Here is a 20,653-nt window from a genome sequence, read left to right on the forward strand (position 1 = left end):
ACGCGGATCACGGTGGCCGCTCACGGCTCGCCATGCGGTTCACAGGCACGCACAGGAGCCAGGGCACACCCCAGGCACAAGGTATGAGCGTACCTACCTCATGGGCTGTGGTCAAAACAAATGGGGTTCGCGCCGACACGCCGGACCTTGACAATACGTCCGCGGGCACTCCCACGCGATAGCGGATCAGCGGGACGACACTCCGACCACCGCGCCGGGTCGACCTCTCGTCGCAGGTCAGACGCCGCTCAGCGGCCCTCCGGGCGCCGCCGGTCCCGTTCCGCCCGGGCGCCGGCCGTCCCGCCCACAGGGCCCCGCCCCGTACGCCGGAGGGCGGCCACCCCGTCAACAGGATGGCCGCCCTCCGGCTCATGCTCGCTTACTGGTTGTACGGACCGTAGTCGTAGTCCTCCAGCGGAACGGCCTGGCCGGAGCCCGTGCCGAACGGCGAGTAGTCGATGTCGTCGTAGCCGACGGCCGAGTACATCGCGGCCTTGGCCTCCTCGGTCGGCTCCACCCGGATGTTGCGGTAGCGGGACAGACCCGTACCGGCCGGGATGAGCTTACCGATGATGACGTTCTCCTTGAGGCCGATGAGGCTGTCGGACTTGGCGTTGATCGCCGCATCCGTCAGGACTCGGGTCGTCTCCTGGAAGGAGGCGGCCGACAGCCAGGACTCCGTCGCCAGCGAGGCCTTGGTGATACCCATCAGCTGCGGACGACCGGAGGCCGGGTGACCGCCCTCCTGGACCACACGACGGTTCTCCTGCTCGAAGCGGGAGCGCTCGACCAGCTCGCCGGGCAGCAGCTCGGCGTCGCCGGACTCGATGATCGTCACACGGCGCAGCATCTGCCGGATGATGATCTCGATGTGCTTGTCGTGGATCGACACGCCCTGCGAGTTGTACACCTTCTGGACCTCGCCGACCAGGTGGACCTGGACGGCACGCTGACCCAGGATGCGCAGCACGTCGTGCGGGTTGGTGGCACCCACGGTGAGCTGCTGGCCGACCTCGACGTGGTCGCCCTCGCGGACCAGGACCTTGGCACGCTTGGAGATCGGGTACGCCGTCTCGTCGCTGCCGTCGTCCGGGGTGACGACGAGCTTCTTCGTCTTCTCGGTCTCCTCGATCCGGACGCGGCCGGAGGCCTCGGAGACCGGGGCGACACCCTTCGGCGTACGGGCCTCGAACAGCTCGACGACACGCGGCAGACCCTGCGTGATGTCGTCACCGGCCACACCACCGGTGTGGAAGGTACGCATCGTCAGCTGGGTGCCGGGCTCACCGATGGACTGGGCGGCGATGATGCCGACCGCCTCACCGATGTCGACCAGCTTGCCGGTGGCCAGCGAACGGCCGTAGCACATCGCGCAGGTACCGACGGCGGACTCGCAGGTCAGGACCGAGCGGGTCTTGACCTCCTCGACGCCGTGCCGGACCAGCTCGTCGATGAGCACGTCGCCCAGGTCGGTGCCGGCCGGGGCCAGCACCTTGCCGTCGACGACGATGTCCTCGGCGAGGCAGCGCGCGTACACGGACGTCTCGACGTCCTCCGCCTTGCGCAGCACACCGTCCGCGCCCCGCTCCGCGATGAGGAGCTTGAGACCGCGCTCGGTGCCGCAGTCCTCCTCGCGGATGATGACGTCCTGGGAGACGTCGACCAGACGACGGGTGAGGTAACCCGAGTCGGCGGTACGCAGGGCGGTGTCCGCCAGACCCTTACGGGCACCGTGCGTGGAGATGAAGTACTCCAGCACGGACAGGCCCTCACGGAACGAGGCCTTGATCGGACGCGGGATGGTCTCGTTCTTCGCGTTCGACACCAGACCGCGCATACCCGCGATCTGCCTCATCTGCATCATGTTTCCTCGGGCACCCGAGTCGACCATCATGAAGATGGGGTTGGTCTTGGGGAAGTTCTCGTTCATCGCCTCGGCGACCTCGTTGGTCGCCTTGGTCCAGATCGCGATGAGCTCCTGCGTGCGCTCTTCCTTGGTGATCAGACCGCGCTCGTACTGCTTCTGGACCTTCTCGTCCTGCGCCTCGTAACCCTTGACGATCTCCTTCTTCGCCTCGGGAACGACGACGTCGGAGATGGCCACGGTGACACCGGAACGGGTCGCCCAGTAGAAGCCGGCCGCCTTCAGGTTGTCGAGCGTCGCCGCCACGATGACCTTCGGGTAGCGCTCGGCCAGGTCGTTGACGATCTCGGAGAGCTGCTTCTTGCCCACCGAGTAGTCGACGAACGGGTAGTCCTCGGGCAGCAGCTCGTTGAAGAGCGCGCGGCCCAGGGTCGTGCGCAGCCGGAACGAGTCACCCTGCTGCCACTCGGGCTCGCCCTCCTCGCGGACCGGCGGGGTCCAGCCGCGCGGCGGGATGGTGCCCACCGGGAAGCGGATGTCGACCTGCGACTGGAGTGCCAGCTCGCCGGCGTCGAACGCCATGATCGCCTCGGCCGTCGAGCCGAACGCACGGCCCTCGCCCTTGGTGTCACGCAGCTCGCCGTCCGTGGTGAGGAAGAACAGACCGAGGACCATGTCCTGGGTCGGCATCGTCACCGGGCGGCCGTCGGCCGGCTTGAGGATGTTGTTCGAGGACAGCATCAGGATGCGGGCCTCGGCCTGCGCCTCCGCGGACAGCGGCAGGTGCACGGCCATCTGGTCACCGTCGAAGTCCGCGTTGAACGCGGTGCAGACGAGCGGGTGGATCTGGATGGCCTTGCCCTCGACCAGCTGCGGCTCGAAGGCCTGGATGCCGAGGCGGTGCAGGGTGGGAGCACGGTTCAGCAGCACCGGGTGCTCGGCGATGACCTCTTCGAGGACGTCGTACACGACCGTGCGGCCGCGCTCCACCATGCGCTTGGCGCTCTTGATGTTCTGCGCGTGGTTCAGGTCGACCAGCCGCTTCATCACGAACGGCTTGAACAGCTCCAGCGCCATCGCCTTGGGCAGACCGCACTGGTGCAGCTTCAGCTGCGGGCCGACGACGATGACGGAACGCGCCGAGTAGTCGACTCGCTTGCCGAGCAGGTTCTGACGGAAGCGGCCCTGCTTGCCCTTCAGCATGTCGCTGAGGGACTTCAGCGGGCGGTTGCCGGGGCCCGTGACCGGGCGGCCGCGGCGGCCGTTGTCGAACAGCGCGTCGACGGCCTCCTGGAGCATGCGCTTCTCGTTGTTCACGATGATCTCGGGCGCGCCGAGGTCGAGAAGCCGCTTCAGGCGGTTGTTGCGGTTGATGACACGGCGGTACAGGTCGTTCAGGTCGGAGGTCGCGAAGCGGCCACCGTCCAGCTGCACCATCGGACGCAGGTCCGGCGGGATGACCGGGACGCAGTCCAGGACCATGCCCTTGGGGCTGTTGGACGTCTGGAGGAACGCCGAGACGACCTTCAGCCGCTTCAGGGCGCGGGTCTTCTTCTGGCCCTTGCCCGTGCGGATGATCTCGCGGAGCCTCTCGGCCTCCTCGTCGAGGTCGAAGGACTCCAGGCGCTTCTGTAGCGCCGCGGCACCCATCGAGCCGTCGAAGTACGTACCGAAGCGGTCACGCAGCTCGCGGTAGAGCAGCTCGTCGCCCTCGAGGTCCTGGACCTTGAGGTTCTTGAACCGGTTCCACACCTCGTCGAGGCGGTCGATCTCGCGCTGCGCACGGTCGCGCAGCTGCTTCATCTCACGCTCGGCACCCTCGCGCACCTTGCGGCGCACGTCGGCCTTGGCGCCCTCGGCCTCCAGCTCGGCCAGGTCGGTCTCGAGCTTCTTGGCGCGGGTCTCCAGGTCGGCGTCCCGGCGGTTCTCGATCTGCTGGCGCTCGACGGAGACGTGCGCCTCCAGGGAGGGCAGGTCGCGGGTACGGCGCTCGTCGTCGACGTACGTGATCATGTACGCCGCGAAGTAGATGACCTTCTCGAGGTCCTTGGGAGCCAGGTCGAGCAGGTAGCCCAGCCGGCTCGGGACACCCTTGAAGTACCAGATGTGCGTGACGGGGGCGGCCAGTTCGATGTGGCCCATCCGCTCACGGCGTACCTTGGCGCGGGTGACCTCGACGCCGCAGCGCTCGCAGATGATGCCCTTGAAGCGGACGCGCTTGTACTTGCCGCAGTAGCACTCCCAGTCCCGGGTCGGACCGAAGATCTTCTCGCAGAAGAGTCCGTCCTTCTCGGGCTTGAGGGTGCGGTAGTTGATCGTCTCGGGCTTCTTGACCTCGCCGTGGCTCCACTGACGGATGTCGTCAGCGGTGGCCAGGCCGATCCGGAGCTCGTCGAAGAAGTTGACGTCGAGCACTATGCGTCAATCCCTCTCAGGGTTGTAAGTCTGTGGTCTGAAACGGGGGCCTGGGGGTCGGCGGGGCCCTGTGAGCAAGGGCCCCGCCGGACTCCCGTCAGACCTCTTCGACGCTGCTCGGCTCGCGCCGCGACAGGTCGATACCGAGCTCCTCCGCTGCGCGGAAGACGTCCTCGTCGGTGTCGCGCATCTCGATGGACATGCCGTCCGAGGACAGCACCTCCACGTTGAGGCACAGGGACTGCATTTCCTTGATGAGCACCTTGAAGGACTCGGGAATGCCGGGTTCCGGGATGTTCTCGCCCTTGACGATGGCCTCGTAGACCTTCACGCGGCCGGTGACGTCGTCGGACTTGATGGTCAGCAGTTCCTGGAGGGCGTACGCGGCGCCGTAGGCCTCGAGTGCCCACACCTCCATCTCGCCGAACCGCTGGCCACCGAACTGGGCCTTACCACCCAGCGGCTGCTGGGTGATCATCGAGTACGGACCGGTCGAACGGGCGTGCAGCTTGTCGTCGACCAGGTGGTGGAGCTTCAGGATGTACATGTAGCCGACGGAGATCGGGTCCGGGAACGGCTCACCGCTGCGGCCGTCGAACAGCCGCGCCTTGCCGGTCGGCAGCACCATGCGCTCGCCGTCCCGGTTCGGGATGGTGTGCTGGAGCAGACCCGCCAGCTCGTCCTCGCGGGCACCGTCGAAGACCGGGGTGGCGACGTTGGTGCCGGGGTCGACCTGGTCGGCGCCGATGGCCTGGAGACGCTGGGCCCACTCGTCGGCGAGACCGGAGACGTCCCAGCCGCGGCTGGCGAGCCAGCCGAGGTGGATCTCCAGGACCTGTCCCGGGTTCATTCGGGACGGCACACCCAGCGGGTTGAGGATGATGTCGACCGGGGTGCCGTCCTCCAGGAACGGCATGTCCTCGATCGGCAGGATCTTGGAGATGACACCCTTGTTGCCGTGCCGGCCGGCGAGCTTGTCACCATCGGTGATCTTGCGCTTCTGCGCGACGTAGACGCGGACCAGCTGGTTCACGCCCGGCGGCAGCTCGTCGCCCTCCTCGCGGTCGAAGAGGCGCACGCCGATGACCTTGCCGATCTCGCCGTGCGGCACCTTCAGCGAGGTGTCACGGACCTCACGGGCCTTCTCGCCGAAGATCGCGCGCAGCAGGCGCTCCTCCGGGGTCAGCTCGGTCTCACCCTTGGGCGTGACCTTGCCGACGAGGATGTCGCCGGCGACGACCTCGGCACCGATGCGGATGATGCCGCGCTCGTCGAGGTCGGCGAGGACCTCCTCGGAGACGTTCGGGATGTCCCGGGTGATCTCCTCGGGGCCGAGCTTGGTGTCACGGGCGTCGACCTCGTGCTCCTCGATGTGGATCGAGGAGAGGACGTCGTCCTGCACGAGGCGCTGCGACAGGATGATCGCGTCCTCGTAGTTGTGACCCTCCCACGGCATGAACGCCACGAGCAGGTTCTTGCCGAGGGCCATCTCACCGTTCTGGGTGGCCGGACCGTCGGCGAGGACCTGGCCCTCGATGATCCGGTCGCCCTCGTTGACGATGACCTTCTGGTTGACCGAGGTGCCCTGGTTGGAGCGGGCGAACTTGGCCAGGCGGTACGTGATGTACGTGCCGTCGTCGTTGGCGGTGGTGATGTAGTCCGCGGAGACCTCCTGGACCACACCCGCCTTCTCGGCCTTGACCACGTCGCCGGCGTCGACGGCGGAGCGGTACTCCATGCCGGTGCCGACGAGCGGGGACTCGGACTTAATCAGCGGCACGGCCTGACGCATCATGTTCGCGCCCATGAGGGCACGGTTGGCGTCGTCGTGCTCGAGGAAGGGGATCATGGCGGTCGCGACCGACACCATCTGGCGCGGCGAGACGTCCATGTAGTCCACGTCCTCGGGGCCGACGTAGTCGACCTCGCCGCCACGGCGGCGGACCAGCACGCGGGCCTCGGCGAACCGCATGTCGTCACCGAGCGTGGCGTTGGCCTGCGCGATGACGAAGCGGTCCTCCTCGTCGGCGGTCAGGTAGTCGACATCGTCGGTGACCTGGCCGTCGATGACCTTGCGGTACGGGGTCTCGACGAAACCGAACGCGTTGACCCGCCCGTAGGACGCGAGCGAGCCGATCAGGCCGATGTTCGGGCCTTCCGGCGTCTCGATCGGGCACATGCGGCCGTAGTGCGAGGGGTGCACGTCACGGACCTCGAAGCCGGCCCGCTCACGGGAGAGGCCACCCGGGCCGAGCGCCGACAGACGGCGCTTGTGGGTGAGACCCGACAGCGGGTTGTTCTGGTCCATGAACTGCGACAGCTGGCTGGTGCCGAAGAACTCCTTGATGGAGGCGACGACCGGCCGGATGTTGATCAGGGTCTGCGGCGTGATCGCCTCGACGTCCTGGGTCGTCATGCGCTCGCGGACGACGCGCTCCATACGTGCCAGACCCGTACGGACCTGGTTCTGGATGAGCTCGCCGACGCTGCGCAGACGACGGTTGCCGAAGTGGTCGATGTCATCGGTCTCGACGACGATCGAGTCGCCGTTGTCACCGGTGGTCTCGGTCTCGCCGGCGTGCAGCTGCACCAGGTACTTGATCGTCGAGATGATGTCCTCGACGGTCAGGATGCCCGCGTCGAGCGGGGCGTCCGCACCCAGCTTCTTGTTGACCTTGTAGCGGCCGACCTTGGCGAGGTCGTAGCGCTTGGGGTTGAAGTAGAGGTTCTCCAGCAGCGTCTGCGCGGCCTCACGCGTGGGGGGCTCGCCCGGACGCAGCTTGCGGTAGATGTCGAGCAGCGCGTCGTCCTGGCCCTGGGTGTGGTCCTTCTCCAGGGTGGCGCGCATCGACTCGTACTCGCCGAACTCCTCGAGGATCTGCTCGGTCGTCCAGCCGAGCGCCTTGAGCAGAACGGTGACCGACTGCTTGCGCTTGCGGTCGATACGGACACCGACCATGTCGCGCTTGTCGATCTCCATCTCCAGCCAGGCGCCCCGGGAAGGGATGATCTTGGCGGAGAAGATGTCCTTGTCGGACGTCTTGTCGATGCTGGAGTCGAAGTAGACACCGGGGGATCGGACCAGCTGGGACACCACGACACGCTCGGTGCCGTTGATGACGAAGGTGCCCTTGTTCGTCATGAGCGGGAAGTCGCCCATGAAGACGGTCTGGGACTTGATCTCGCCGGTCTCGTTGTTGGTGAACTCGGCCGTGACGAAGAGCGGGGCGGCGTACGTGAAGTCGCGCTCCTTGCACTCGTCGATGGAGTTCTTGGGAGGCTCGAAGCGGTGGTCGCGGAACGTCAGCGACATCGACCCGGAGAAGTCCTCGATCGGGGAGATCTCCTCGAAGATCTCCTCGAGGCCGGACTTGGTGGGGACGTCCTGACCGGACTCCAGAGCCGCCTCGACGCGAGCCTTCCAGGCGTCGTTGCCGAGCAGCCAGTCGAAGCTCTCGGTTTGCAGCGCGAGAAGGTTCGGAACCTCGAGGGGCTCCTTGATCTTTGCAAAGGAAATGCGCAGCGGGGCGGTGCTGGCGCCGTTGTTCATATTCGCGGTCGAGGCAGTGCGCGAGGCGGCCAAGAGGGGGTCCTTCCGAGGGCTCGGACTCACTACGCGCGTACCGGTCCCTCTCGTACACAGAGACGGAAACCCCAGGTCGGGGGGCTCTGGTCGACTGTGCTCAAGAGAGGGCAGACCCCTGGTGACGGGCAGGGGGCAGCTAACAGGCAGCGCAAAGGGTCAGTGTAGCCACTTGGCACACTGATGTCCAATGCGGGTTTTCGAAGACCCTCGTTGTCGTCACCCTCGTCGTCGTCAGCGCCCTCGGCATCCTGCCCTCAACGCACGTTGATACTGCCCTCTTCGTCGTCGATCCATGCCTCGTTCCGGATCCTTGTGACGACGCGTCCTGAGAATTGCGCGCTGCGTGCGGTTCGTCAAGGCCCCCAGCCGGAAGCCGACCGTCCGGAGACACGACGAAGATCACCATACCCCCCGGCGCCGCGAGGACAAGGTAACCGCGGTCGGCTCCACCGATACGCCGAAGAGCGACCACCCGGATGGATGATCGCTCTTCGGTACGTTCGCGTTACAGCCTCCGGGGCACTGACTTCAGCGCCCCGGAAGACCGTGTGCGGCGTGTGTTCGGATCCTGCGGACCCGAAGGGTGTTACTTGACCTCGACGGAGGCGCCGGCGCCCTTGAGGGACTCGGCGGCCTTCTCGGCGGCGTCCTTGGCGACCTTCTCGAGGACGGGCTTCGGGGCGCCGTCCACGAGGTCCTTGGCCTCCTTCAGACCCAGGGAGGTCAGCTCACGCACGACCTTGATGACCTGGATCTTCTTCTCGCCGGCGCCGGTGAGGATGACGTCGAACTCGTCCTTCTCCTCCTCGGCCTCGGCAGCGGCGCCACCGGCGGCACCGCCGGCGACGACGACCGGCGCGGCAGCGGCGGCGGTGACGTCGAACTTGTCCTCGAAGGCCTTCACGAACTCAGAGAGCTCGATGAGGGTCATCTCCTCGAACTGAGCAAGCAGCTCGTCCTGGGTGAGCTTCGCCATGGTGGCGGTCCTTCCACTCAAATCGGCAGGTGCCGGATGTACTGGATAAGGCGGGCGTACGTCGGCCCGCTGCGACCCGCGCCTGTGGTGCGGGTCAGGAAGCGAGCCGAATTACTCGGCACCGCCCTGCTCGGCCTGCTTGGCGCGCAGCGCGTCCACGGTGCGGACGAGCTTCGACGGCAGCGCCTGGAAGACGGAGGCAGCCTGCGACTGCTTCGCCTTGAAGGCACCGGCCAGCTTGCTGAGCAGAACCTCGCGGGACTCGAGGTCCGCAAGCTTCTTGATCTCGTCGGCGGACAGCGCCTTGCCGTCAAGGACACCGCCCTTGATGACGAGATTCGGGTTGTCCTTGGCAAAGTCACGGAGACCCTTCGCCGACTCCACCGGGTCACCGGTGACGAAGGCGACAGCCGTCGGACCGTTGAACAGGTCGTCCAGCGTCGTGATCCCGGCCTCGTTGGCCGCAATCTTGGTCAGCGTGTTCTTCACCACGGCGTACTGGGCGTTCTCACCGAGCGACCGGCGCAGGTTCTTGAGCTGCGCCACGGTGAGACCGCGGTACTCGGTAAGCACGGCAGCGTTGGAGTTGCGGAACTGCTCCGTCAACTCGGCCACTGCGGCAGCCTTGTCGGGCCTCGCCATAGAGCCTCGGCCTCCTTCCGGGTGATTCTGACCGCGCGGACTCGAAGGAGGACTGGGAAAACGAAACGCCCCGGCGCAGGCGCACGGGGCGGGCTCGACCGGCAGCACACGCCTTCGCGTGTGTTCCAGGAGTCTTTCCACGGTCACCTGCGCGGGTCGTCCACTTGTCAGCGGATCCTTCGGCCACCGCACCCTCATTCGAGCGCACGGCAACGACCAGCGGTCTTTGGCTTCTTCAAGAGAGTACGGGACCGGGACGCCGTCGAGCAAATCGGCCCGTTCGGGGCCGGGAGCGGCCCTCGCCGGGGCGTGTGGTGCGGGGCCCTGCCGGTGCGCCGCGCGGCCGGGTGCCGGCGCGGCCCGCGGCTGCCCGCCGGGGTGCCGCTGTCCTCACCGGGCCGGTGTGCGGCGGCGACCGGGGCGCGGGCGGCCGTGGGCGGCGACGCGGGTGCCCGGGGCCGGGCCGGCGCGGAGGGCGGTGATGGTGCCTCCCACGCCCCCTGCGTCCGGGCCGGGCCCTTGTCAGACATGTGCGGCCGTACGCCGTGTGCACGGCCGCCGGCGGCCCGCCGCGGTCCGGCGCCGACCCGGCCCCGGGGCCGGGTCCGTCCTGGTGTCGCCGGTCAGGAGACGGTGCCGGTGCCGCCCGTCGCGGTGCCGGACTTCAGGATGTCGGCGAAGTCCTTGGTGTCACTCGCCGGAGGCGCCTCGGCGGTGACCTTCACGCCGTAGTCGCTGAAGAAGGTGGTGTTCGTCATGGCGCCGTTGGCCGTGTCGGCCTTCTCGGTCTTCTTGACGAGCAGGTTGTCGTCGTTGATCCACAGGTCGACGGTCTCGGTGGTGACGCCCGCCTGGGTCAGCTGCTTCTTCAGGGCCGACAGCTGCTCGGCGCTGAGGTCGCTGGTCTTGTGCGCGAGGTCGGCGACATTCACCTTGCCCGAGTAGTGCGTGGTGTGGGCACCGGAGACCGTCTCCTCGCCGACCTTCCTGACGTCGCCGGAGGCCAGCAGCATCTTCACGGACTGGTTCGGCGTCGCGTTCTGGATCTGGTCCTTCATGTACGACCCGCTGGCGCCGCCGAGCTTGGCGAGGTCGTCGTAGGAGTACCTGAGCCAGTGCTTGCCGCCGGTGTGCTGGGCGTACGCGTCGCTCATGTGCGCGTAGTAGGCGTCCGGCAGATACCGGGCCTCCATCGACGAGGTGCCGGCCTTCTTCATCATCTCGGCCATCTGGCCGCCGGTGTACGTGATGGTGAGGTTGCCCTTGAGGCCACCGGACCAGGTCAGCGCGCCGTTCGCGGTCATCGCCATGAGCTTGCCGACGGACGTGCTGGAGCGCACCTTGGCCGAGTCGGCCTTGTCGGTGGACTGCTCGGCGGTGCGCAGGGCGGCTATGGGGCTGACGTGCGTCACGCTCTTGCCGGCCGCGTCGCTCCCGTCCTTGCCCGAGTCGGAGGAGCCGCAGGCGGCCACCCCGGTCAGCGCGGCCGCGACCGCGATGGAAAGGGTCGTCCGGCGCACGGTCGTGCTGTTCATCTGGTCCCGTTCCTGTTTGGAGTTCTGTGCCTGCACCGTAACCCAGGCCACTGACAGTCGTACGAAAGGTCGCACAAAGAAAGGACGGACCCCGCACCTGGAAGGTTGCAGGGTCCGCCCTTTTCTTACGCGTACCTGACGCGGCTACCGGGCTGAGCGAGGGCTCAGACGGCCGCCGGGTCCTCCTCGACGAGGAGGTTGCGGGTGCGGTTCGGGTCGACCGGGATGCCGGGGCCGATCGTGCTGCTGATCGCGGCCTTCTTGATGTAGCGACCCTTGGCGGCGGACGGCTTCAGCCGGAGGATCTCCTCCAGCGCGGCGCCGTAGTTCTCCACCAGCTTGGTGTCGTCGAACGACGTCTTGCCGATGATGAAGTGCAGGTTCGAGTGCTTGTCGACGCGGAACTCGATCTTGCCGCCCTTGATCTCGGTCACGGCCTTGGCGGTGTCCGGGGTCACGGTGCCGGTCTTCGGGTTCGGCATCAGACCACGCGGGCCGAGGACGCGGCCGAGGCGGCCGACCTTGCCCATGAGGTCCGGGGTGGCGACGACGGCGTCGAAGTCCAGACGGCCCTTCGCCACCTCGTCGATCAGCTCGTCGGCGCCGACGATGTCGGCGCCCGCGGCACGCGCGGCCTCGGCACGGTCGCCGGTCGCGAAGACCAGGACCCGGGCGGTCTTACCGGTGCCGTGCGGGAGGTTCACGGTGCCACGGACCATCTGGTCGGCCTTGCGCGGGTCGACACCCAGACGGAAGGCGACCTCGACGGTGCCGTCGAACTTGGACGTGGAGGTCTCCTTGGCGAGACGGACGGCCTCGAGCGGGGCGTACAGCTTCTCCCGGTCGATCTTGGCGTCCGCAGCGCGGAGAGCCTTGCTGCGCTTGCTCACAACTTGCTCCTGTGTGTTCTGAAAGGAGTCGTGGTCCCTGGGCCGAGCAGGCCCTGCCACGTGCGACCGGCTACGGCCGCATGACTGCTAGGGGTGGGGTTCAGCCCTCGACCGTGATGCCCATGGAGCGGGCGGTGCCGGCGATGATCTTCGACGCGGCGTCCAGGTCGTTGGCGTTCAGGTCGGGCATCTTGGTCTGGGCGATCTCGCGGACCTGCGCCTCGGTGATCTTGGCGACCTTGGTCTTGTGCGGCTCGCCCGAGCCCTTCTCGACACCAGCGGCCTTGAGGATCATCTTCGCGGCCGGCGGCGTCTTGGTGATGAAGGTGAAGGAGCGGTCCTCGTAGACCGTGATCTCCACCGGGATCACCCAGCCACGCTGCGACTCGGTCGCGGCGTTGTAGGCCTTGCAGAACTCCATGATGTTGACGCCGTGCTGGCCCAGCGCGGGGCCGACCGGCGGAGCCGGGTTCGCCGCACCGGCGTTGATCTGGAGCTTGATAAGCCCCGTGACCTTCTTCTTCTTGGGAGGCATGCTCTCTCCGGGTCCTTGCTGAGAGGTTGACTGCCATCCGCGCACCCGGATCCATGCCGTGCACGATCCCGCAGATGGCATACCGCACAACGATAGCCGCTGTCCCCTCGGGACAAGAAATCGTCCAGCTCAGGCGGCCTGCGCGGGCTGTCCGGGCCATCGGCCGCGCAGCCGGCGCACGGCTCCGGCGGCCGGCGGGCAGCACGGGGCGGGTCGTACCGTCCGGCACGGTTTGCCGCGCGGCCAGGGGCCGGCACGCCCGGTGCCACCGGCGGGCCCGATCCGTCGCGGCTCGCCGGGTGCGGCCCGTACGTCCCCCCGCCGCGCAGCCGTCGCCGGTGCGGCTTCACGCGCGCGCCGGACGGAAAGGCCGGCCGTCACCGGCTCCGCACACGCCGAGGGCGCCCCGGCCCGGTTGTCACCGGTGGGGCGCCCTCGGGGCGATGCTCAGTTCTTCTGGATCTGGTCGAAGGACAGCTCGACCGGCGTCTCGCGGCCGAAGATCTCCACGAGGCCCTTGACCTTCTTCGAGTCGGGGTTGATCTCGTTGATGGTCGCCTGGAGCGTGGCGAACGGGCCGTCGGTGACGGTGACCGAGTCGCCGACCTCGAAGTCCAGCACCTGGACCTCGACCTTGCGCTGCGGGGCGGGCTTGCCCTCGGCCTCGGCGGCCTCGCGGGCGGCCTTCTCCTCGGCCTCCGGGGCGAGCATCTTGACGATCTCGTCCAGGGTCAGCGGGTACGGGTCGTAGGCGTTGCCGACGAATCCGGTGACGCCCGGGGTGTTGCGGACGACGCCCCAGGACTCGTTGGTGAGGTCCATGCGGACCAGGACGTAACCCGGCAGCTTGTTCTGCTTGATCGTCTTGCGGTCGCCGTTCTTGATCTGGACGACCTCCTCCTGCGGCACCTCGGCCTGGAAGATGTAGTCCTCGACGTTCAGCGAGACGGCGCGCTGCTCCAGGTTGGTCTTCACGCGGTTCTCGTAACCGGCGTAGGTGTGGATGACGTACCACTCGCCGGGCAGGGCGCGCAGCTCGTCGCGCAGCGCCTGGATCGGGTCGACGGGAGCGGCCGGCTCCTCGTCGGCAACCTCCGCGTCGGCGTCCTCGTCCGCGGGGGCGCCCTCGTCCTCGACCTCGGCGACGGGGGTCTCCTCGTCGGCGTCGTCGGCGTCGTCGCCGTCTTCGTCCTCGACGTGCAGGGCGGCCTCTTCGGCCGGCACGCCCGACTCGGCCTCGGCAGCCTCGAACTCGTCCTGTTCGTCCGCGCCCTCGACGATGTCGAGTTCGTCATCGACCGTCTTGTCCGGCTCGATGGCGTCGTTCAGGTTCGGGTCAGACACGATGGCTGCTTCTTCCTGGATACATAGGGGTGGTACATGCGAAAACGGGCGCCGGTACCACGGCGCCCTTCGCTTTTGGCTCAGCCGAAAACGTACTTGGCCGCGTGGTTGAGCCCATAGTCAATCACGGTCACCAGCGCGATCATGATGGCGACGAAGAAGATCACCACGGTGGTGTACGACGTCAGCTGGTTGCGTGACGGCCAGACGACCTTGCGGAGTTCCGCGACGATCTGGCGGTAGAAGGTGGCCAGGCGCTTCAGCGGGCCCTTCTTGGCGCGCTTGCCGCCCTTACGGGCCTTCTTGGACTCGGGCACCTCGTCCTGGGCATCAGGCGTATCGATGGAGCCCACGGCGTCCGTCATAGTCCTCACCTGATCCCGGGTCGTGGCCGTGCCGCGCCCGGTTTCTGAGCCGCACGGCGGTGCATTGCTGGACGTACATGCGCACACATCCTGGCGGTGTGTGTAGCAGGGCCGGAGGGACTTGAACCCCCAACCGCTGGTTTTGGAGACCAGTGCTCTACCAATTGAGCTACGACCCTTTGTGTGCCCACCAACGTACCGCATCCGGCCGGGTGCTCGGTGTGCACCTGCTGGAACGCGGCTGCTGAAGGCCAACGAGGTGAGAGTGTACGTGGTCCACGGCCCGGCGTCGAACAGAAAGCGCCCGTCCGGGACCCCGCGACCGAAGATCGTCCTGGCCGGTGGCCGGATTCGGACCCGTGTTCACGACTCGACCCGTAGCTGTTCAGTCTGTGAAACCCGTGTGCCGGGGACATTTCCGGTCTGGAACGATGGCCGCATGAGCGCTGCAACCCCTCCCACCGAGCGCCGGGTCTCCGCCCGCGTCGGTGCGATCTCCGAGTCCGCCACCCTCGCCGTGGACGCCAAGGCCAAGGCCCTGAAGGCCGCCGGACGTCCGGTGATCGGCTTCGGCGCCGGCGAGCCCGACTTCCCGACCCCCGACTACATCGTCGAGGCGGCCGTCGAGGCCTGCAAGAACCCCAGGTACCACCGCTACACGCCGGCCGGCGGCCTGCCCGAGCTGAAGGCCGCGATCGCCGCGAAGACGCTGCGCGACTCCGGCTGGGAGCCCGACGTCTCGCAGATCCTCGTCACCAACGGCGGCAAGCAGGCGATCTACGAGGCGTTCGCCGCCATCCTCGACCCGGGCGACGAGGTCATCGTCCCGGCGCCGTACTGGACGACGTACCCGGAGTCGATCCGTCTCGCCGGCGGTGTCCCGGTCGAGGTCGTCGCCGACGAGACGACCGGCTACCGGGTCTCGGTCGAGCAGCTGGAGGCGGCGCGCACGGAGAAGACGAAGGTCGTGCTGTTCGTCTCCCCGTCCAACCCGACCGGCGCGGTGTACTCCGAGGCCGAGACCGACGCGATCGGCCGCTGGGCCCTGGAGCACGGCCTGTGGGTGCTGACCGACGAGATCTACGAGCACCTGGTCTACGGCGACGCCGTCTCCGTGTCGCTGCCGGCACTCCTGCCCGAGCTGCGCGACAAGTGCATCGTGGTCAACGGTGTGGCGAAGACGTACGCCATGACCGGCTGGCGCGTGGGCTGGGTCATCGGCCCGAAGGACGTGGTCAAGGCCGCGACGAACCTTCAGTCGCACGCGACCTCCAACGTCTCCAACGTGGCCCAGGTGGCCGCGCTGGCCGCCGTGTCCGGCGGCCTGGAGGCCGTGGCGCGGATGCGCGAGGCCTTCGACCGGCGCCGCAGGACCGTCGTGCGGATGCTCAACGAGATCGACGGCGTGGTCTGCCCGGAGCCCGAGGGCGCCTTCTACGCCTACCCGTCGGTCAAGGGCCTGCTCGGCAAGGAGATCCGCGGCAAGCGCCCGCGGGACACCGTCGAGCTGGCCGCGCTGATCCTGGAGGAGGCCGAGGTCGCGGTCGTCCCGGGCGAGGCGTTCGGCACGCCGGGTTACCTGCGGCTGTCGTACGCGCTCGGCGACGAGGACCTGGTCGAGGGCGTGAGCCGGATGCAGAAGCTGCTGGCGGAGGCGCGGGACTAGTTCCCTCCCCTCCCCTTCCCTTCCTTTCCTTCGTGCGCGCGTGCGGGCCGTCTCCCTCCGGGGAGGCGGCCCGCTTCTGTGTGCGGGCAAGACCACGAACGGGGAAACGACTACCGGGACGGTGGGGACATACGGCAGGATCTGGGAATGGAGCGTGTACGTGATCTCTCTGAGCTGCCGAAGGCCCATCTGCACCTGCACTTCACCGGCTCGATGCGGCCGGGGACGGTTCTGGAACTGGCCGACAAGTACGGAGTACATCTGCCCGAGACGCTGACGGAGGCCCTCACCAGCGGGGAACCGCCCAGGCTGCGCGCCACCGACGAGCGGGGCTGGTTCCGTTTCCAGCGGCTGTACGACGCGGCCCGCTCCTGCGTGCGCAGTGCCGAGGACATCCAGCGGCTGGTGCGGGAGGCCGCCGAGGAGGACCTGAGGGACGGCTCGGGCTGGCTGGAGATCCAGGTGGACCCGACGTCGTACGCGCCACGGCTGGGGGGTCTGATCCCGACGCTGGAGATCATCCTGGACGCGGTGGACACGGCCTCCCGGGAGACCGGCCTCGGCATGCGCGTGCTGGTCGCCGCGAACCGCATGAAGCATCCGCTTGACGCCCGCACGCTGGCCCGCCTCGCGGTGCGGTACGCGGACCGGGGCGTGGTCGGCTTCGGGCTGTCCAACGACGAGCGGCGGGGCCTGGCGCGTGACTTCGACCGGGCCTTCCACATCGCGCGGGAGGGCGGCCTGTTGTCGGCACCGCACGGCGGCGAGCTGAGCGGCCCGGCCTCCGTCCGGGACTGCCTGGACGACCTGCACGCCACGCGGCTCGGGCACGGGGTGCGCGCCGCCGAGGACCCGCGGCTGATGAAACGGCTGGCCGACCGCGGCGTGACCTGCGAGGTGTGCCCGGCCTCGAACGTGGCGCTCGGTGTGTACGAGAAGCCGGAGGACGTCCCGTTGCGCACGCTCTTCGAGGCGGGCGTCCCGATGGCGCTCGGCGCCGACGACCCGCTGCTGTTCGGCTCCCGGCTGGCCGCCCAGTACGAGATCGCCCGCCACGCGCACGGCTTCACGGATGCCGAGATCGCGGAGCTGGCCCGGCAGTCCGTGCGGGGCTCGGCCGCCCCTGAGGAAGTCAGGGCGCGGCTGCTGGCCGGCGTGGACGACCGGCTGACCCGCCCGGCGGCCTGAGGCCGGGGTGGGCGGGTCGCCCGGCCGGCAGGGCCGGAGGCTCACGCCCACGGGCCTGAAGCGGGCCGCCGCCGGTACGGCTACAGGCTCACGCCCACCGTCACCGGCTCGTTGACCAGCGTGACGCCGAAGGCCGCGCGGACGCCGGCGACCACCTCGCGGGCGAGGGCCAGCAGGTCCTCGGTGGTGGCGTCGCCCCGGTTGGTGAGGGCGAGGGTGTGCTTGGTGGAGATGCGGGCGGGCCCGGTGCCGTAGCCCTTGGTGAAGCCCGCCTTGTCGATCAGCCAGGCCGCGGACGTCTTGGTGCGGCCCTGTCCCGCCGGGTAGGCGGGCGGCTCGACACCGTCACCCAGCCGCTCGCGCACGCGCGCGTGGAACGCGGCGAACTGCTCGTCGGTGAGGATCGGGTTGGTGAAGAAGGATCCGGCCGACCAGGTGTCGTGGTCCTCGGCGTCCAGCACCATGCCCTTGCCCGCGCGCAGCTTCAGCACGGTCTCGCGGGCGTCTGCCAGCGACACCCGGTCGCCGGGGCCGACACCGAGCGCGCGGGCCGCCTCGGCGTACTTCACCGGCGCGGACATCCCGCCGGCGTCCTCCAGCTCGAAGCGGACCCGGAGCACGACGTAGCGCTCGGGGTCGGCCTTGAAACGGCTGTGGCGGTAGGAGAACGCGCACTCCTCGTTGGCCAGCGTGACGGTCTCGCCGGCACGCCGGTCGTAGGCGATCACCTCGGTGATCGTGGAGGACACCTCCTGGCCGTAGGCGCCCACGTTCTGCACCGGCGTGGCGCCCGCGGATCCGGGGATGCCGGCCAGGCACTCGATCCCGGCGAGTTTGGCCTCGACCGTGCGGGCCACGGCGTCGGTCCACACCTCGCCGGCCGCCAGCTCCAGGGTCGTGCCGCGCAGCTCGACACCGCGCGTGGCGATGCGCAGGGCGGTGCCTTCGAAGCCCTTGTCGCCGATGACCAGGTTCGATCCGCCGCCGATCACCAGCAGCGGCGTGCCGCTCTCGTCGGCCTCGCGGACGGCGGCGATCACCTCGGCGTCTGTCGTGGCGGTCAGCAGCCGCGTCGCGGGACCGCCCAGCCGGAAGGTGGTCAGCGGGGCAAGGGGGGCGTCGTGGAGTACCTGCACGGGCCCAAGACTACGAGACGGCTCCGGCACCTCCGACAGCCCCGCACGTCGCACGCGCACGAACGGGCCGACGGAGCCGGGGCTTCTCCCCCGCGTCTCCCCGCCTGACGTGGCGGGGCCGGGACGGGCACGGGGCGGAGAACCGCACGCCCGCGCGTGGGCCTGTCGTGGCCCACGCGTGCGTGCACGCTGTTTCCTCCGCCCGGCGGTCGCGGCGGTCGGTCACCCGGCATCCGGGCGACCGCCGGGTCCCGGGTCAGCGAGAGGTGGTCTCGAGGAGCGGTGCCGAGGGCTGTCCGGCCGCCGGCGCCGACCGGCCGGCGCCGCGGCGGCCCGGGATCAGCAGGGCCGCGACCGCGGCGAGGGCGACCACCGCCGAGCCGGTGACCAGGGCCGGCCGCAGCCCGTCCACGAAGGACTGCGCGGAGTCGTAGCCGCCCTGTGCGGAGAAGATCGACGCCATGACGGCGATGCCGAGCGCACCGCCCACCTCCCGCAGGGCGTTGTTCGCCCCGGAGGCGACGCCCTGCTCCTGGGGGCTGACGCTGGACATGACCAGGGCGGCGGCCGGGGCGAAGTACAGGGCCATGCCGACGCCGCTGATGATCAGGGCGGGCAGCTGGACGGCGTAGGAGGCGTCCGTGGTGGCCACCCGGGCCATGTAGCCGAGGCCGACCGCCTGGAGGAACAGGCCCGCGGCGACGACCGGCCGGCCGCCGATGCGGTCGGAGAGGATCCCGGCGACGGGCGCGACGAGCATCGGCATGCCGGTCCACGGCAGCATCCTGAGGCCGGCCTCGGTGGGCGAGTAGCCGAGCACGCCCTGCATGTACTGGCTGAGCAGGAAGATCGAGCCGAACATGCCGACGAACATCAGCAGGCTGGCCGCGTTGATCCCGGAGAAGGCGCGGGAGCGGAACAGCCGCATGGGCAGCATGGGGGCCGCGGCGCGCGAGCTGTAGAGCACGAAGCCCGCCAGGAGCGCTCCGCCCGCCGTCAGCGCGGTCAGGACGACCGGGTCGGTCCAGCCGTCGGCGGGCCCGCGGACCAGGCCGTACACGATCCCGAAGAGCCCGCCGCTGGCGAGCAGTGTGCCGGGGACGTCGAGCCGGGTACCGGCGCCGTACGACTCGGCGAGTCGCAGCCGGGCGAGCGGCAGCGCGACCAGACCGAGCGGCACGTTCAGCCAGAAGATCCACTGCCAGGAGACGTGCTCGGTCAGGCTGCCGCCGATGAGCGGCCCGGAGGCGACGGCGAGCCCGTTGACGGCGCCCCAGATGCCGTACACGGTGCCGCGTCTGGCCGCGGGGACGGCCGCGGTCAGCAGGGTCAGCGTGAGCGGCATCATCACGGCCGCGCCGACGCCCTGGACCGCGCGGGCCGCGATCAGCGAGCCGATGCCGGGTGCCAGGGCCGCGGCGGCGGAGGCGCCGGTGAAGACGGCCAGTCCGGCGGCGAACAGCCGGCGGCGTCCGAAGCGGTCGCCGAGCGCGGCGCCGGTCATCAGCAGGACGGCGAAGGTGAGCGTGTAGGCGCTCACCGTCCACTCCAGGTCGTCCAGCGCGCCACCGAGGTCCTGGCGTATGGAGGGCAGCGCCGTGGTGACGACGAGGTTGTCCAGGGCCGCCATGAAGCCGGCGACGCTGGTGATGACGAGGGCCCACACGGCACTCGCGCGGGACGGTGTGGTCGTGCCGGGTGCTGCGGTCTTCTCTGGCATCGCTCCCCCTGAGCGTGAAATTCCGGTTAGTTATCAATGACTAACTTGTGTGGCCATGAACTGGCCACGACGGCGGTGAAGCCCGGCGGGAGGACACACGAGGCGCCCTCCCGGTCGCGCTACGCCTCCGGGTGGCCCGTGATCCGGGCGGACGGGTAGAGCCCCTCCCACACCCGGTGGCCGGGCGGAAAACCCATGGCCACGAGGCAGTTGATGAGCATGCCGCACGCCAGGAAGTCGGTCGTCTCCTCGACGTCCGCGCCGAGGACCAGCCGTACGGTGTCCCACAGCCGCATCCAGCCGGCGCGGACGCTCTCGCCGAACTCGCGGTCACCCTCCTGCTCCGCGGACGCCACGGCGACGTACATCTGCATCTGCATCATCAGCCGCTCGGGCCGTTCCGCGATGACCTTGGTGTACGCGTCCGCCATGGCGTGCAGGGCCTCCTCGCCCCGCAGCCCCTGCGATGCCTCCTCGAAGGTCCGGATGGTGTCCTCCACGCAGCGCTCGGCCGCCGCCAGGAAGATCGCCTTCTTGCCCGGGAAGAGCCGGAAGAGGTACGGCTGCGAGACACCGACCCGTCTGGCGATCGCCTCCGTGGAGGTGCCGTGGTAGCCGCCGCGCGCGAACTCGGCGGTCGCCGCACGTACGACACTCTCGCGCCGTTCCTCTGCGCTCATCCTGGGCATGCGAGTAAGTTAGTACTCAATCACTAACTTGACAAGGCCCCGCCTGCGCGCGGGCGCACGTGTGAGGGGCGCCTCCCCGAAAGGGAGGCGCCCCTCACATCC

At 68.9% G+C, this 20,653-nt stretch carries 14 protein-coding genes and 1 tRNA gene; 2 read left to right on the plus strand and 13 right to left on the minus strand.

The genetic code is table 11. The features are described from left to right. Positions 1-379 precede the first annotated feature (379 nt). From ACF1BE_RS21005 to ACF1BE_RS21050, 10 genes are all read right to left on the minus strand, one after another. The gene (locus ACF1BE_RS21005; protein WP_392200531.1) at positions 380-4,279 is read right to left on the minus strand and encodes a DNA-directed RNA polymerase subunit beta'; all 3,900 of its coding nucleotides are present in this window, start codon (positions 4,277-4,279) and stop codon (positions 380-382) included. Between the two features lie 97 nt (positions 4,280-4,376). Further along, on the minus strand, positions 4,377-7,862 hold the full coding sequence (gene rpoB, locus ACF1BE_RS21010) for a DNA-directed RNA polymerase subunit beta (protein ID WP_392200532.1): 3,486 nt from the start codon (positions 7,860-7,862) through the stop codon (positions 4,377-4,379). A gap of 589 nt (positions 7,863-8,451) precedes the next feature. Next, positions 8,452-8,841: a 50S ribosomal protein L7/L12 gene (gene rplL / locus ACF1BE_RS21015; RefSeq protein WP_121787384.1), complete on the minus strand. Its 390-nt coding sequence runs from the start codon at positions 8,839-8,841 to the stop codon at positions 8,452-8,454. Between the two features lie 111 nt (positions 8,842-8,952). Further along, a complete protein-coding gene (gene rplJ / locus ACF1BE_RS21020; RefSeq protein WP_392200533.1) occupies positions 8,953-9,483 on the minus strand; it encodes a 50S ribosomal protein L10 in 531 nt (176 codons plus the stop codon). 623 nt (positions 9,484-10,106) lie between these two features. Then, positions 10,107-11,018 carry a hypothetical protein gene (locus ACF1BE_RS21025; protein WP_392200534.1) on the minus strand — a complete coding sequence of 304 codons (912 nt, stop codon included), beginning with the start codon at positions 11,016-11,018 and terminating at the stop codon, positions 10,107-10,109. A gap of 164 nt (positions 11,019-11,182) precedes the next feature. Beyond that, positions 11,183-11,908: a 50S ribosomal protein L1 gene (gene rplA / locus ACF1BE_RS21030; protein ID WP_392200535.1), complete on the minus strand. Its 726-nt coding sequence runs from the start codon at positions 11,906-11,908 to the stop codon at positions 11,183-11,185. A gap of 100 nt (positions 11,909-12,008) precedes the next feature. Beyond that, positions 12,009-12,443 (minus strand): 50S ribosomal protein L11, encoded by a 435-nt coding sequence (gene rplK, locus ACF1BE_RS21035; RefSeq protein WP_061920803.1) that lies wholly within the window; start codon positions 12,441-12,443, stop codon positions 12,009-12,011. A gap of 447 nt (positions 12,444-12,890) precedes the next feature. Next, complete coding sequence (gene nusG, locus ACF1BE_RS21040) at positions 12,891-13,787, minus strand: transcription termination/antitermination protein NusG (RefSeq protein WP_392200536.1); 897 nt, start codon at positions 13,785-13,787, stop codon at positions 12,891-12,893. An 80-nt stretch (positions 13,788-13,867) separates the two neighbouring features. Then, a complete protein-coding gene (gene secE, locus ACF1BE_RS21045) occupies positions 13,868-14,152 on the minus strand; it encodes a preprotein translocase subunit SecE (protein ID WP_121787390.1) in 285 nt (94 codons plus the stop codon). Positions 14,153-14,258: 106 nt separating this feature from the next. Continuing rightward, a tRNA-Trp gene (locus tag ACF1BE_RS21050) sits at positions 14,259-14,331 on the minus strand. Positions 14,332-14,591: 260 nt separating this feature from the next. Here ACF1BE_RS21050 and ACF1BE_RS21055 point away from each other — a divergent pair. Both ACF1BE_RS21055 and ACF1BE_RS21060 read left to right on the plus strand, forming a co-directional pair. Further along, positions 14,592-15,818, plus strand: coding sequence for a pyridoxal phosphate-dependent aminotransferase (locus tag ACF1BE_RS21055; RefSeq protein WP_392200537.1), 1,227 nt, complete (start codon positions 14,592-14,594; stop codon positions 15,816-15,818). A 147-nt stretch (positions 15,819-15,965) separates the two neighbouring features. Then, positions 15,966-17,006 carry an adenosine deaminase gene (locus tag ACF1BE_RS21060; RefSeq protein WP_392200538.1) on the plus strand — a complete coding sequence of 347 codons (1,041 nt, stop codon included), beginning with the start codon at positions 15,966-15,968 and terminating at the stop codon, positions 17,004-17,006. A gap of 80 nt (positions 17,007-17,086) precedes the next feature. Here ACF1BE_RS21060 and ACF1BE_RS21065 read toward each other — a convergent pair whose 3' ends face one another. The 3 genes from ACF1BE_RS21065 to ACF1BE_RS21075 form a co-directional block, all read right to left on the minus strand. Beyond that, positions 17,087-18,142 (minus strand): UDP-N-acetylmuramate dehydrogenase, encoded by a 1,056-nt coding sequence (locus ACF1BE_RS21065; RefSeq protein ID WP_392200539.1) that lies wholly within the window; start codon positions 18,140-18,142, stop codon positions 17,087-17,089. 256 nt (positions 18,143-18,398) lie between these two features. Continuing rightward, positions 18,399-19,862 carry a DHA2 family efflux MFS transporter permease subunit gene (locus ACF1BE_RS21070; RefSeq protein WP_392200540.1) on the minus strand — a complete coding sequence of 488 codons (1,464 nt, stop codon included), beginning with the start codon at positions 19,860-19,862 and terminating at the stop codon, positions 18,399-18,401. A 119-nt stretch (positions 19,863-19,981) separates the two neighbouring features. Next, entirely contained in the window at positions 19,982-20,551 is a 570-nt protein-coding gene (locus ACF1BE_RS21075) for a TetR/AcrR family transcriptional regulator (RefSeq protein WP_392200541.1), read from the minus strand. Positions 20,552-20,653 lie beyond the last annotated feature (102 nt).

Origin of the sequence: Streptomyces sp. NPDC014991 (assembly GCF_043080665.1) — a bacterium.
Taxonomy (GTDB): domain Bacteria; phylum Actinomycetota; class Actinomycetes; order Streptomycetales; family Streptomycetaceae; genus Streptomyces.